This window comes from Brevibacillus sp. 1238, from assembly GCF_029892995.1.
In the GTDB taxonomy this organism is placed as follows: Bacteria; Bacillota; Bacilli; order Brevibacillales; family Brevibacillaceae; genus Brevibacillus; species Brevibacillus parabrevis.
This window is the reverse complement of record NZ_JARXWC010000001.1, coordinates 310,236-324,378: the sequence shown is the minus strand read 5'-3', so window position 1 is coordinate 324,378 and position 14,143 is coordinate 310,236. Positions and strand designations below refer to the sequence as shown.

The 14,143-nt window shown below is 53.3% G+C and carries 13 protein-coding genes; 2 read left to right on the top strand and 11 right to left on the bottom strand.

The features are described 5' to 3' along the window. Positions 1 to 157 precede the first annotated feature (157 nt). The gene (locus M2298_RS01475; RefSeq protein WP_173598410.1) at positions 158 to 880 is read right to left on the bottom strand and encodes an SDR family oxidoreductase; all 723 of its coding nucleotides are present in this window, start codon (positions 878 to 880) and stop codon (positions 158 to 160) included. 126 nt (positions 881 to 1,006) lie between these two features. On the opposite strand from M2298_RS01475, the gene M2298_RS01470 reads away from it, so the two are divergent. Further along, a complete protein-coding gene (locus M2298_RS01470) occupies positions 1,007 to 1,366 on the top strand; it encodes a winged helix-turn-helix transcriptional regulator (RefSeq protein ID WP_122962985.1) in 360 nt (119 codons plus the stop codon). 24 nt (positions 1,367 to 1,390) lie between these two features. Here the strand turns inward: M2298_RS01470 and mle are convergent, their stop codons facing one another. The 6 genes from mle to M2298_RS01440 all read right to left on the bottom strand — a co-directional run bounded on the left by mle (position 1,391) and on the right by M2298_RS01440 (position 9,151). Then, positions 1,391 to 2,230, bottom strand: coding sequence for an alpha/beta fold macrolide esterase (gene mle / locus M2298_RS01465; protein ID WP_280648137.1), 840 nt, complete (start codon positions 2,228 to 2,230; stop codon positions 1,391 to 1,393). 638 nt (positions 2,231 to 2,868) lie between these two features. Further along, on the bottom strand, positions 2,869 to 4,608 hold the full coding sequence (locus M2298_RS01460) for an ABC transporter ATP-binding protein (RefSeq protein WP_280648136.1): 1,740 nt from the start codon (positions 4,606 to 4,608) through the stop codon (positions 2,869 to 2,871). Beyond that, a complete protein-coding gene (locus M2298_RS01455) occupies positions 4,608 to 6,419 on the bottom strand; it encodes an ABC transporter ATP-binding protein (protein WP_173596119.1) in 1,812 nt (603 codons plus the stop codon). The genes M2298_RS01460 and M2298_RS01455 overlap by 1 nt, the downstream gene beginning before the upstream one ends. Then, positions 6,409 to 7,878, bottom strand: coding sequence for an ABC transporter ATP-binding protein (locus M2298_RS01450; protein ID WP_280648135.1), 1,470 nt, complete (start codon positions 7,876 to 7,878; stop codon positions 6,409 to 6,411). Before M2298_RS01450 ends, M2298_RS01455 begins: the two co-directional genes overlap by 11 nt. Next, on the bottom strand, positions 7,875 to 8,552 hold the full coding sequence (locus tag M2298_RS01445; RefSeq protein ID WP_173596117.1) for an energy-coupling factor transporter transmembrane component T family protein: 678 nt from the start codon (positions 8,550 to 8,552) through the stop codon (positions 7,875 to 7,877). The genes M2298_RS01450 and M2298_RS01445 overlap by 4 nt, the downstream gene beginning before the upstream one ends. Then, positions 8,549 to 9,151 carry an MptD family putative ECF transporter S component gene (locus tag M2298_RS01440; protein ID WP_122962978.1) on the bottom strand — a complete coding sequence of 201 codons (603 nt, stop codon included), beginning with the start codon at positions 9,149 to 9,151 and terminating at the stop codon, positions 8,549 to 8,551. Before M2298_RS01440 ends, M2298_RS01445 begins: the two co-directional genes overlap by 4 nt. A gap of 180 nt (positions 9,152 to 9,331) precedes the next feature. Here M2298_RS01440 and M2298_RS01435 point away from each other — a divergent pair, with 180 nt between their 5' ends. Then, positions 9,332 to 10,324 carry a helix-turn-helix domain-containing protein gene (locus M2298_RS01435; protein WP_122962977.1) on the top strand — a complete coding sequence of 331 codons (993 nt, stop codon included), beginning with the start codon at positions 9,332 to 9,334 and terminating at the stop codon, positions 10,322 to 10,324. A gap of 37 nt (positions 10,325 to 10,361) precedes the next feature. Here the strand turns inward: M2298_RS01435 and M2298_RS01430 are convergent, their stop codons facing one another. The 4 genes from M2298_RS01430 to M2298_RS01415 form a co-directional block, all read right to left on the bottom strand. Continuing rightward, positions 10,362 to 10,796: an SRPBCC family protein gene (locus M2298_RS01430; RefSeq protein WP_122962976.1), complete on the bottom strand. Its 435-nt coding sequence runs from the start codon at positions 10,794 to 10,796 to the stop codon at positions 10,362 to 10,364. An 88-nt stretch (positions 10,797 to 10,884) separates the two neighbouring features. Continuing rightward, complete coding sequence (locus M2298_RS01425) at positions 10,885 to 11,277, bottom strand: DoxX family protein (protein ID WP_217021906.1); 393 nt, start codon at positions 11,275 to 11,277, stop codon at positions 10,885 to 10,887. A gap of 244 nt (positions 11,278 to 11,521) precedes the next feature. Continuing rightward, positions 11,522 to 12,910 carry a TraB/GumN family protein gene (locus tag M2298_RS01420; RefSeq protein ID WP_280648134.1) on the bottom strand — a complete coding sequence of 463 codons (1,389 nt, stop codon included), beginning with the start codon at positions 12,908 to 12,910 and terminating at the stop codon, positions 11,522 to 11,524. 94 nt (positions 12,911 to 13,004) lie between these two features. Further along, positions 13,005 to 14,114 (bottom strand): Gfo/Idh/MocA family protein, encoded by a 1,110-nt coding sequence (locus M2298_RS01415; protein WP_280648133.1) that lies wholly within the window; start codon positions 14,112 to 14,114, stop codon positions 13,005 to 13,007. Positions 14,115 to 14,143: the final 29 nt, after the last annotated feature.

Below are 14,143 nucleotides of genomic sequence, written 5' to 3'. Positions count from 1 at the left end.
CCGCGTCCCTCCCATGCTCCCCTCCATACTCTTTTTTCCATTTTCCATTCCGCTACACTCAACAATCATGCAAATTACCAAATATTGTACCATACTCCCAGGACTTTTGATCCAAAAAAAGAACCCCCAGTCAACCATCTGGGGGTTCCGCACTCTATTAACCTTGCTGCCTCGTCGGCGCCAACGCTATTTCTCGGATGTTGACACTTTGCGGCTGGCTGAAGGCGAAGTAGATCGTCTCCGCTACTGTTCTTGGGTCGAGGCCGCCTTCAATCGACTGTTTCCAATCGGTGTAATTCTCCTTGATCGTCTCATCGGTCGTGTGGCTCAACAGTTCCGTCTCGACAACGCCGGGGGCGATCGTCATGACACGGACGTTGTGCTTCGCCACTTCTTCCCGCACGTTTTCGCTGATCGAATGAACGGCGAACTTCGTGCCCACGTAAGCCGCATGGTCCGCGAACGTTTTTTTGCCCGCAATCGAGCTGATGTTGATGATCGTTCCTGTCTTGCGCTCGATCATGGATGGAAGCACGGCCTGCATGCCGTTCAACACGCCGATGACATTGACCGCGTACATGTCCTTCCATTCACTGCTGTCCTGGGAACTGATATCGCCCAGGAGCATCCGTCCTGCATTGTTGACGATCGCCTCTACCGGACCAAATCGTGCCTCTGCATCGGCAATCGCCTGCTTCAACGCTGGCTCGTCAGTCACGTCAACCTGCGCCTTGATGATATTGGCTCCCTGAAATTCCTCCAGCCGCTCCACCCGTCTCGCGATCAAAAGCACGTTGAATCCTTTTTCAATAAACAAAGCAGCGGTCGCTTTGCCGATCCCGGAAGAAGCCCCGGTTACTGCTACAAATCCCGTTTTCATTCCTGTCTACCTCTCTCCCTATCGTTTCGTGTTTCATGGTAAAGTGAGTATAAAAGGAATGCCCGCGCTTCGCTAGTAAGCACTTTGAAGTGAGCTAGTAACCTTGAGGTAAGAAAGGACGCAGCCATGACGAAGAAAAAGTACCTGAACGAATTTGACGCCACCCTGCAAATCATCCAGGGTAAGTGGAAAGTCATGATTCTTTACGAGCTGTATGAAAACTCTCCCAGACGCTTCGGAGAGCTGCACCGCTACATCCGGGATATTTCGCACAAAACATTGACCAATCAATTAAGAGAGTTGGAAGAAGACGGCCTGGTAATTCGAACCGTCTACCCCGAAGTTCCGCCGCGCGTCGAATACGCGCTGACAGCAAAAGGACTCTCGCTCATCCCGCTTTTGGAAATGATTTGCGACTGGGGAATTGCGCACGTCGATCACGGGCAAATGGAGCGTCTGCTCTGCGACGAAACAGAAGAAAAGTGACGCAGGGCGCTCTCGCTGCTACCTTTAGCCCTTTCTGGAATGCTGCAAAATTCCGCCAAGAACGGCATTCCAATCGCCATACGGCAGCTCGTGCCCTGTCCCTTCCAGCGTCAGCAGCACAGCTCCGGGAATCGCCTGAGCAAGCGCCACTCCATGCGGATACGGAATGATCGGGTCCTCTGTGCCATGAATGACCAAAGTAGGCACCGCGATTTCTTCCGTCCGGGCCAAATAAGCTTCGCAGCCTGTGATCAGGGCATGATTGTTGATGTTTGCCATCTTGCGGCTTCTTTTAAATTCCGCCGCTGCCAACTCTCGCGTGCGCTTCTCATCCAGCGGATACTTGGAGCCGACGAGCACTTCGCACCTTGCAATGCAAAACGCAATCACCGCCTGCTCATTCGCCCAGTCGACCTCTTGCGCATTGCTGAAAAATTGCATCACCTTGTCTTCCATCGGGGGCAAATCAGGAGCGAAATTGGACGTTGCCAGCAAACTGATCGCCTGCACCCTCTCCGGGTTTCGCAAAGCGATCATCTGGGTAATAATCCCTCCCATCGACATGCCGACGATGTGCGCCCGCTCGATTTTGTAAGCGTCCAGGATGCAGATCGCATCGTCCGCCATGTCCTCGAACGTATACCCCGGATTGCCAAGCTCAAAAGTCGTGGAGCGCCCGACATCGCGATTGTCGTAGCGAATGACAAACCAGCCTGCATCCGCCAGCCGCTGGCAAAACTCTTCCTCCCACCAAACCAGTGACGCCTGAGCCCCCATAATCAGCAAAATAGCCGGATCAGCGGGGTTCCCAAAGCGCTCCGTGCAAATCTTCGCGTTCTTCACCTTCACCATTTGTTCAGTCATTCGTACATCTCCCTTCAAAGTCCGTGTTATCATTAGCTCGCTTGGCTGCTACGAGAACCAGCCAGTATGGATCGCTGCCTCTGCCAAGCCTGCACAGTTGTTTCGCTTCGCTCATCACATTTTGCCAACAAAAAAACACAGGCTGGTTGCCTGTGCTTGTGTAATCGAAACATACAAAGAAAAAGAACCGCGCAAAAAACACCCTGATTTCCGCGCACGATGACAACAGCCACGAGAAAATGGCCGTTCCGTTCTCTTTTCCATTGTTTGTTGTTTTCCAGGGCAAACAAGTGTCGCATTCACCTGCTTTTCACGCGTTTTCACACGCTTACGCACTTGCGCCCTGCAAACAGGTTACCTGAATGGCAAACCATTTTTCGATTACCGTATGCACACAACATAGCCTTTTTGTGCTATTCAAAATCATTGTGCCAGGAATCCAATCGAAAAATTAATTTGCCACACGTAACCCTCCGTTCCATTCAAGTGCCTACAGCTTATCATGCGCTGCTTTTGACTGTCAATAACTGGTGCTCGCCCAGCGATTGGCTTCCTTAGCTCGTTCCTTTTCAGCTACGCAGTAACTCTCCAATCGCTTCGTTCTTTGTTGCCCATCCAACAGCCCATTCCTTCGCGTGCTACGCGGTAATTCTCCAGCCGCTCGTTCTTTGCTGCAGCTCCCACAGCCGCGCGTAAAGCCCGCCTTTTTCCAGCAGCTCCTGGTGACGCCCCTGCTCCACGACTTTGCCCTCTTCCAGCACGATGATATTGTCCGCATTCACGACTGTTTTCAGCCGATGAGCGATCATGATGACCGTGCGCCCTTTGACCAGACGGCCGATCGCCTGCTGCATGACCGCTTCATTTTCCGGATCGAGAGAAGAAGTCGCTTCGTCCAGCAACAGCACAGGCGCATTTTTCAAAATCGCCCGCGCAATCGAGATGCGCTGCTTCTCCCCGCCAGACAGGGTAGAACCTCCCTCTCCGACCATCGTGTCGTAGCCGTCCGGCAGCTTCATGATGAAATCGTGACAGCACGCTTCCTTGGCGGCTGCCTCAATCTCCTCTTGCGTCGCATCTTCTCGGCCATAACGTATATTGTTGCGGATCGTGTCCTGAAACAAATATACATCCTGAAAAACCATGGAGATTTTTTTCAACAGCTTCTCCGGGTCCAGCTCGCGCTCATCTTTGCCGCCGAACAGCACTCGTCCGCTGAGCGGGTCGTAAAACCGCGCCGCCAGCCGCAGCATGGTACTTTTCCCGCTGCCGGATGGCCCGACAATCGCCGTCAACGTGCCTTCTCTCATTTCGACAGAAACTTTGTCGAGCACAAGCGTATCGTCATAGCCGAAGCTGACCTCCTCGAACCAGATGTCGTGCCCGTGCGGCGCATCCTGTTCTCCTTGCATGATCGGCTGGGCAAGCAGGTTGACGATGCGCTCGCCTGCCATCGCATCGTATTTGAATGAAGGCAAGCGCATGATCGCGACGGAAAGCGGGTCGAAAATACGCGCTCCTACGAGCAGAAACATCGCGAACAAAGGAACGGTCATTTCCCCGCCGAGTACGCGATACACGCCAACAATCGTCACGAGCGACACACCCGACTGCATGAACGCCATCGCCACGAGAAAAAACGGGCCGAGCACCCCTTCGATGCGGATGCTTTCCTTCATGAACTGATAAAACGATCGCTCCAGCCGGGTAAAGTTGTCCGTGCGCAAATTGTACGCTTTGATGACCTTCATCCCGTACAAGTATTCTTGCAGACAGTTGGCGAGTGTGACTTTTGCCTGGGAATGGCTCGTGCCAAGCTGTCGCTCCAGCCTGGAGACTCCCCACAAAATCAGGATCGTGACAGGAAAGCCGGCCAACATCGCCAACGCCATGCGCCAATCCCAAAACAGCAAGCCAAAAAACGCGAGGAACGGAATCAGTATCCCGCTGACCAGTTGCGGCAACACCGAAGTGCTCGCATTTTCAATTTGAGTAAAATCGTTCATGATGGTGTGGCCCAGCTCGCCAGCATCCTTGCGCATGAGAAAGCCAAGCGGCAGCTTGCGCAAATGCTCGGCCAAGTTCGTCCGTCCGGCGGCAGACGCTTCATAGGCGCCGCGATAAATGGCGCGATACGCCTTCTGCTCGCAGAAATACACCACGCCGAGAAACACAACCATACCAGCCGCTGCGAGCCACAAACCTGTCGTGTCAAGCACGGCCTGCTCCCCCGCGTAATAGGCGTACACGAGACTGACAGCCCAAGCCAGACAGCCAAAAGGCAGCATGTTCGCCAGATTGGCAAGCACAGCCCAGATAATCGGCTTCGCCATTTTTTCCGGGTGGCCGGCCGTAATGTTATACAACATGTTGCGCATCAGCCGAACACCTCCTTCTCTTGCCTGAGATCGACTGTCCAATCCGTCGAACTCGTGTAGGCCACCCACATGTTTTTGTACAGCCCGCCTCTGGCCAAAAGCTCTCTGTGCGTACCTCTGTCCGCGATCGTTCCGTCCCGCAGCACGATGATCTGATCCGCCTCGCAGATGGTCGTCAACCGATGGGCGATAATCAGTACAGTCTTGCCCTTGATCAGTTCCCCCAAGGCGAGCTGCATCTCGTACTCGTTCTCAGGATCAGCGTAAGCCGTCGCTTCATCGAGAATTAAAATCGGCGCGTTTTTCAAAATCGCCCGGGCAACCGACACACGCTGCGCCTCTCCACCCGACAGATGCACGCCGCCCTCGCCGATCAGCGTGTCGTAGCCTTTTGGCAACCGCTCGATAAACGTGTGGCATTGCGCAGCCTTGGCCGCCCGGTATACGTCCTCGCGCGTCGCAGACGGCCTTCCCGCCAAAATGTTGTTGTACAGCGTATCGGAAAACAGGAACGTATCCTGGAATACAAAGGACATCGCATCCATCAGCTCGCCAGTTTTCATCGCACGGATGTCCACCCCGCCAACGGAAATCGTCCCCTTTTGCACATCCCAAAACCGCGGAATCAACTGGGCAATCGTCGATTTTCCAGAGCCGGACGGGCCGACCAGCGCCGTAATTTTTCCTTGCTGTGCCACGAAGCTGATGTCTCTCAGCACTTCGTTGCCCCCCTGCTCGTTATAGGAGAAGGAGACATGTTGAAACGCGATGTCATAGCCCGTCGGCTTGTGTCCGTTGTCCGGTTCCGGGATCGGCTGCTCTTTCAGCATGTCGTCAATACGGTTGACTCCCTCCGCGATCGTCGTCATGGCCGAAGCGAAGCTGTTCAGCTTGAAAATCGGCGTAGAAATCCCTGGCGCCAGCACGAGAAACAGCATCAGTGTGGCGGCGAAAGCGACATGATCCGGGTCTTTGCTGAGAAAATACACCCCGACCGGAAAGAAAAAAGTCGCAAGAGACAGCAAGATGACCTTGAAGGAGACGTAGCCCCGTTCAAAATTGTCCGTATAGCGCAGACTGAAATCGCGATAATGCAGCATGTCTTGATAAAACTTGCGAAATGAATGCACAGTTTGGCCGAATACTTTGATCGCCGGCATCCCGCGGACGTACTGCACAGAAGAGGTGCTGATCGATTCCAGCGCGTCAAAATACTCCTTCAGCCCCGCCTTTGCCTTTTTGCCAGCCATCATCGAAAACTGGGCGGCAAATCCGAGCACCATCGGGATGATGCAGGCCAGAGCCAGCCAAACGTCGAGCGAGAACATCGCCACGATGATCACGACTAGCATGACTGCCGTATTGATCAAATCGGGAAGCTGATGGGCAATAAACAGCTCAATTCGCTCCACGTCCAGCTCCACCACTTTTTTAATTTTTCCCGTCGCATTTTTATTGAAGTATCCGAGCGGCAAAGAGCCGATATGATCAGCCAGCTTGACCCGGATGCCGTACAAAATACGAAAAGCGGCAATGTGCGAGCACATCCCGCCAACGTACATGAACAAATAGCCGAGGAGCAGTCCAACCACGCCCCATACCGCCCATGTGATGACATACGCGGCGTCGACAGCGGCAATGTCATCCGCATGGCGCAAAAGCTCAGCCAAAACGCAGTAAATCGACAAGTACGGGACGAGCAGCAAAAAGACGCTCACGGTAGACAAAACGGCCGAGCAAACCATCAGCGTCTTTTTCTCGCCTGCCAGTTCCATAAGCCGGGCCAGTCCTTTTTTGGGCTTACGTTTCAACGGTTCTCACTCCTTGTTCTGTGAAAATCGTCTCCTCATCATGAGCCGCTTTCAACTCCACAACCTGGTCGCTTGCCAGTCCAGACAAAATCTTGTCGTGTGTAATAATCACAACAGTCTTTCCTGCCCGGGCCAGCTGCTTGACCCACGCCGCGACTTTGAGGACACCGTCACCGTCCAGCCCGCTCGTCGGTTCGTCCAAAATAATCCACTCGGCATCCGAGCAGTAGGCGGCAGCCATCGTCACCCGCTGCTTTTCTCCCCCTGACAAGGAAGCCGGATGACGGTCGCGCAGTCCTTCAATGCCGAACGCTGCCATCGCTTCATAGGCCCGCTTGCGCAAGTTCTCGTCCAGCGCTCTGCCCATGACAATCTCGTTGCCCACACTGTCCGAATACAACTGGTAGTCTGCATCTTGCATGACCAAGTAGCTGGCCGAGCGCCGCTTGCTGGCGGAATAACGGGCAGAACCGTAGAAGACCGCTCCGCTTCGCTCGCGCAACAGCCCGCACAACACTTTGCAAAGGGTCGTCTTCCCCGATCCATTTTCACCCGTCAAGGCCGTCACTGTGCCCTTCGGAAGCGTGACGTTCAGATTCGAGATCCCATCTCCTTTTTTCCGGTAGGAATACGACAGCTCCCGGGCTTCCAGCGCCATTTCCGCCGTGCGTACACTCTCCCTGTGCTCCTGCTCCCCCATCCGAATCATATCGGGATGGCGCAAACCGTACGGGCGAACCGCTTCCATCGGCAGTTCGGCAAACTCGTCCCGCGACCACGTCCGGGCGATTTGGCCTTGATTCATGCAGACAAACGAGTCCGCGACAGGCAAAAACGGATTCAGCCGATGCTCGCAAATGAGCAAAGTCGTGCCGTTGTCCTTGAGTCTCCCCAAAATCTCGATCAGATTTCGCGTAGAGGATTGATCCAGATTGGCTGTAGGCTCGTCTAGCAAAAGCAGCGGCGGGTTCAGGACAGATGCCGCCGCGATCGCAACACGCTGCTTTTGCCCGCTGGACAGCTTGTGCAGCGAGCGGTCGAGCAAATGATCTACCCCGAGTTGTTTCGCCACACTTTCAACCCGCTCGATAATTTCTCCCGGGTCCATCCCGATGTTCTCCGCCGAAAATGCCAGCTCATCCCGCACCTTTTCCATAAAAAACTGGCTGCGCGGGTCCTGAAATACGACACCCATCAGCATCGTTCTCTCCTGCGGCAAAAGCTCGGCCGGACTTTTCCCGCCCACACTCACCGTACCGCTGAGCGTCCCTGGATAAAAGCCGGGAGCCAGCCCGTTGACCAGCCGCATCATCGTGCTCTTGCCGCTGCCGGAGCGCCCGCACAACACGACGCACTGTCCGGCTTTGACAGACAAATTGATCTGTTTGACTCCCGACTCGCTGCCGGGCTCTCCGTCATCACTTGCATAATGGAAGGTGACATCGCGCAATTCGATCATCGAATAATCCCTCCCCCGTAAATCGCTGTTCCTGCGATGATATAAATGAGCAAAGCCACTGCGTCCACCGATTTGAAATGATACGGATAGATAGATGTCCTGCTGCACTTGCTCTCGATCCCGCGCAGCTCAGCCGATGAAGCCAGCTCGGCTGACAGTTTCAGGCAACGCACGACCAGCGGCATGAAATAGCACTCGTAAGCCATAGCCGGATGAAGCAGCGCGCTGTACCAGTGCGGGAAAATGCCCCGAGCGCGAATCCCGTCCCGAATCGCCTGCATTTCCATGATGACAACCGGGAAAAAGCGGAGCAAAACGCAAATCATTACCGTGATCGGCCGGGGCACAGCCATTCTCTCCAGCACGCACATCAGACTGCCAGGAGGCGAGTACATCAGCGTCGCCCCGATCATGACCAGCGGCATCATTCTGGCAAAAGAATAGAAAACGAGCTTCATCGTGCCCAGCATCTGCGGCATGATATACGCAATAACCAGCGACATCACATAAACGAGAATAAATGGCATGACCTTTCTGGACAGGTGATTTAAGACCAAGTACACTACACTTAAAGCAACCATCATATGTACTTGCCATTCTTCCTTGATCAAAATGGTCAGGATCGTTGCCAGCAAAAGCACCAACAAGTGTGTTTTTGGACCCGGTTTTCTCATGCCAGTTTCGCCTTTTTCACATGCTTCTTGAACAACACGTTTCCGATCAGGCACCCAAGCAGCCCGCCCGCTGCTGAAATCGCTAACATCGTAATCGCCATGCTCGGCGTACTGTAGTAATAGAGCATCTTATCCATGGCGGCTTTGGAATAGCTCTTGGACAAAGTGGCAATATACGCATCGCGGAAGAAAATGAGCGGAACGATGGCGCAGAGCGAATAGCCTACGTAAAACAGGGCGTAGGCAATGGCGTTGCGAACAGGATTTTTATAGCCGTCCTTGCCCCACAAAACCAGTTCGCCCACGATTCCCATGCAGGCCAATACGAGCAAAAAATACGCGTAGCCATACGCGATAAAATACAAGCCTGTAATGACGGAAGTGAAGAACAGGACACCTCTTTTGTTAATTTTGTTGGACATGACAACGTAAAGCGGCGCATTGAGCAAAGCCGTAATCCCGCCAACCACCAGATACGAGGCGAAGGTAAAGATCGGGCAAATCGTCATAATAATGAGCATGACTACGTTAAAAATAGCGAGTGTGATAAAGTCCCGCAAAGTCCATCTGTTTTGCAGGGGTGAGACGGCGGCTTCCATGATAAATCCTCCTTTTGTTCATACTCTGAGATGATAGGACTGTAAATGAGATCAATTTTCATTTGCAGTAACTTGGTTCCATTTTATTTTTTTCCAACTCGGGGGGTCAATGAGCTAACGGCAGGTGTGTCTTTTCATGGCATCATTTCGTCTGATCAAAGCATTGGGAGGTGAGTAGAAATGAAGGATCTTGTAGCTGACATGCACGTGCCTTGCCTGGCAAAATGCGGTTTTTTCCGCGATGACAGCCCATCTCCTTACAGTCAGGCGGGAACGTGCTTCTCCATCTCGCCGGAAAAAGGCTCCGGGCATTACTGGACGTATTCCCGCGAGAATCTGTTTTCCATCTCCATCCTCGACTTCGTTTTTTACGAGGATTTGTACCTGGAATTTGAGCAGCCGAAATATATGAGCCTGAACTACTACGACTCCGTGGCGGGAGAAGAGCTGCATCCGCCGAAGCGTCTCTCCTCCGGATACATCCGGGTGCATTTTGGTTGCAATAACGTGTATCGGGCGCGATATGAGAAAAATGTGCCGATTCGTTCCACTGGGTTTGAGATTACGCCGGAGTATTACGAAGATTATTTGCAGACCAAATACCCCGATGAGTACACAGACCTTCGTTCCGCTTTTGTCAGCGTGGACGGCCTGACTCATTTCCCCGAGCTTGTCTTTTTGCTCAGGCAAATCAGACAATTTCGCGGTACGGGAATCGCCGCGCGACTGTACTACGAGAGCAAGGTTGCCGAAGCGGTTTCCCTGATCGTCGAACGGGCCAAACAGCAAAAAAAGGCTCATCCGAGCAAGTTTGTGTCCAGAGAGGATTTGGATAGTCTTCAAGCTGTGACTGCGTATATGGATGAACATTTTGCCGGAGAGCTTCACCTGGAGCATCTCGCCCGCATTGCCTGCATGGGTACGACAAAGCTCAAGTACACGTTCAAGCTCGTCTATAAGTGCACGATTACCGAATACATTCAAAACAAGCGAATGAGCCATGCGGAACAACTGCTCAGCACGACTGACTTGCCGATCAGCCAGATCGCCCAGATCGTCGGCTATCACAATTCGAGCCGTTTTTCCGAGCTGTTCCGCAAGATGACTGGTCTTTTGCCCAACGAATACAGAAGACATTGCGCCACCCCTCTGCTTGGCGTAGCAAAAAAATAAGCTGTGGCCGCTTCTGTGACGGCTACAGCTTATTTTTTCAGCAAACGTGCGTCTTCAGTTGCTCGATCACGCTTTCCCAATGTTCCTTCATCTGCTCGCGCATGTCGGCATCCGCCAAGTTTTCCTGATGAAAGCTGACGGTAGTTTTCCCGTTTTTGGCGGAAATCAAGCGGATTTGCAGCGTCGAGAACTTTTCCCAATCGCTTTTTTTCCACCTTAGGCGAAGCTGCTGATAAGGCTTGACGATTTTGAACTGTCCGGATATTCCTTGCTGCGATTCAAAAGCTGCTTCTGCTGCAAGCGACAGCGGCGGCAGGTCGCCCAGCCAAAGCTTCGTTCCCTCCGGGGAGGTCAGAAAAAGCCAGATTGGCTCCGCCTCTACGGGAAGCGTTCTCCTCACGCCGATCTGAAACCCGGCAGCAGCGGTTTGCCCCACCACCTTAGGGATGGCAGCGGACTGCTTTTTGTTCATCTGTACTTCCCCCTATCTGTTCGAAATGTGCGTGCTGATGCTCACAAACTTGTCTTTCTAGCATACTTTCATTTTTTGGAAATATCAATCAATCCACAGAGGAAAACAAGTTGCGTACCCGCTCATCCCGCAGCCAAAGCCCGCCCCAGGCCAAAATGGCCAGGTAGACAGCAAACAGCGTGTGCGTCAAAAGCGGCGCATCTACGCGAACTTGTGTAGCGACGACGCCACCGAAGTAGCCTGTCAGCAAAATCGCTCCCAACACTGCGGTTCGCGGCAAAGCGTACAAAACAGTAGAGATAATCGCCAAAATGCCCAAGAGCGCAATATGGTGCTGCGCAAATCCGAGTACCAGTGTGCCTTCGACGACAGGAGCGGGTTGGATCAGCTTGAACACACCGTCAAACAGCATGAAGAGGATGACCAGCCAGCTCATGATCCGCGCTACCCACAGTCGCGTTCGGGAAATTGTTTTCGCCATGTTTTCTAACCGCCTTTCTTTATTTGCCAAAATCCTTTTGTTAAGAGAAGCGTATCATAAACCGCTGATCAACGTTTCTTCTGGCTTGCTATGTTCAGCGTCACGGCTCGTGGACCGCATCCCGCTCCGCTCACTCTCCTGCCAAAACATCGAGACGTTTTTCACAGAAAAAAGCAGTCCGTGCAAAAGGCTGCTGCCTCGCTGCTCGAACTGCCTGCGTTCTTCTGTTATTTTGCTGTGCCGCTTACTTCAGCCGCTCCACCTGATAGCCTTTTTCCTTCAGTTGGTCAAGCACCATGCCTTTCAGCGCGTAGTGGGCAGAGCCTACGACGACAAAGGAAGTGTGCTCGCCTTCCTGTTCCAGCAACTGGGCCAGCTTGTTCGCCATGTTTTTGTCCCGTTCACCAACGAGGCGCTGGTTCAATCCTCCGGCATCGAATTGTCCTTCCACGCTCAAAACGCGAGTCATGCCTTCCAGATCGCCTTGCACCCACTTTGCCTGCATGTCTTGCAACACCTGATAGCTTGCTGCCGGCTCTTTTCCGGAAAGCAAGCTGTCCAGAATGACGTTCAATTCCTTTTCCTGCTGCTCTGCGGATACGCCCGAGAGCAAATCGGCTTGCAGCTTGATGCCTTCCAGCTCGTGGACCGGCTTTTGCTCAAGCATCGCTTTGGCCAGGAAATAGCGGTCGATCCCTGTCAGCATCGCCAGTTCGCCTTCCTCCGGGCTTCCGGTATAGCCTACCGTTACCAGGGAAAGACCAACGGCAAACGGCTTGTAGCCATCGAACGCATTTTCAGGCAATTTCATGCTTGCCAGCGCCTTTTGCAGCTTGCTGTATGTGTCGGCTGACACGTGATCCTGGAGTGTCGTTCCGTCGCTGTAAATCATTTTCTCCAGCATGTAATTCATGTCGCCAGCAAGGATATCCGCCTCGACCCACAGATCGTCTGACGCTTCATAAGCGTCGCGGATTGTTTTTTGCATCGGGTACATGTCGGTTGTGCCCATATGAATCGAGCCGAGCAAATAGAGCGTATTTTGGCCTTTGGTCACTTTCCACAACAAGCCTTTGGCTCCGCCGCCCGCCAAATCATTGGCGAACTCGACCACCCGGCTGGCCATGACCGCAGCCTGCTCTACTGTTGCTGGCTGATCCAGCTCCAAACCTGCGCTCGTCCCTTTGACAAGTCCATGTTTGCGCATGTACTCCAACGGAGCGAGTGCAGTCACATCGGCTCCCTTTCCGGCTGGCCACTCATAGTTTGCCAGCAGCTTGTGCAAGGAAACGGCTACTGCTTCGCGCGTCGCCACACGGTTGTCTGACCAGGACAAAGCTGCTTTTTTCTTCAAGCCAAGCTGATCGAGCTTCTTTTCTGTCGCTTTCAGCAAATCCGCAAACTTATCGGCAGGAATCGGTTGAAGGAACGATTCGTCTTTGTACCAGGCTAACGGAAAAATTCCGTATTTCTCGCCTTCATTCAATGTCGAAATGGACCATTCACTGAGAACAGGAACCTGAACAGGCTCTGCGGCTTTCAGCGGGTATACGTGGCCGAGCAAAATCGTCAGGCCAAGCACTCCCGCCCCTGCCCATCTGCCAAGCTTCTTCCAGTGGTTGTTTCTTTGCATTTTCAAGATCTCCTCTCATGCTGTCTGCAACTTGCCTGCATGCTTCTAGTAAACAATGGTAGATTATACCACAGTTGAAAATGGTAGGTAAACGTCAAAAAGTCTGCCTGCTCCCTGTGGCAGCCGCCAGTCTGATCGCATCCAGAAGCCGATGCAGGTGGAGTGCCTCAAAAAAATCGGGAACGGTGAACGTCCCTGTCTGAATGTCCTTGGCAAAAGCTTCATGGGCACTAGCCACATATTGCCTGACTGCTTCGCCTTCTGCCGCATCTTTTGCAACCGAGACGAAGTGGTCCGGATTGCTTGCTGCAACACGGCTTGCAGAAGAGTAGGCTGCCATGTGCGCTTCCAGGTTGCCGAACTGTACATGCCCCACCGAATTGTGCTGCACGATGCGAATGACTCCCAGCTCTCCCTGAATTTCCAGCTCAAAGGCGGGATACGTGCCTGCCTGGATATGAACGAATGCCGAAGCCCCGCTTTTCAGCACTCCTTGCACCATGATCTGATCTGCTGTGTCTTTTGCAATGATTTCATTCGTCGCAAGCACAGTCGCAGTAGAAAAATTCCGGTTCATCATCGCGGACAGCTCACGAAAATCGCCAAGCAAGTAGCACAGGGCATCCAGGGAATGGCCGCCGTTGATCGCAAGCAATGTCGCACCGTGTTTTTCGCTCAGCAAATACGCCCCCTGCCGATCGGTGACTCCGCCTTTTCCTTGCGTGGAAACGCGCATGTGACAAGACAAGATACGGCCAATCTCGCCTCGCTCCAGACGCTGCTTCACTTGCCGCAGCACAGGTGACTGTCTCGCCTGAAGCCCTGCTGCGTGATGAACGCCTGCCTGTCTTGCCAGACCAGCCAACTGTTCTGCTTCGCTTGTCGTGACAGCTAGAGGCCACTCGCAGTACACATGCTGCCCGGCAAGGATGGCGCTGCGGACTGCATCGTAATGATCAGGAACCTTGACGCTTACAACTACCAGCTCCACAGCTGACGAGCCGCTTACGGCGCGATGGTCTGTCGCAGCGAGCGTAGCCCCGGTCACTTCCGCACTCTTTCGCGCACTCGCTTCGTTTGTCGTGGCGATTGCGGTGATGCGGTGTCGCTCACTTTGCAAAAGCACAGGAATATGCGTCTTACTTGCCCACTGATTGTTCAACGACCCGCCGATAATCCCGGTGCGAATTTGCTTTGTATCCATGTCTTTCCCTCCTGCTTCACGCGTGCAAT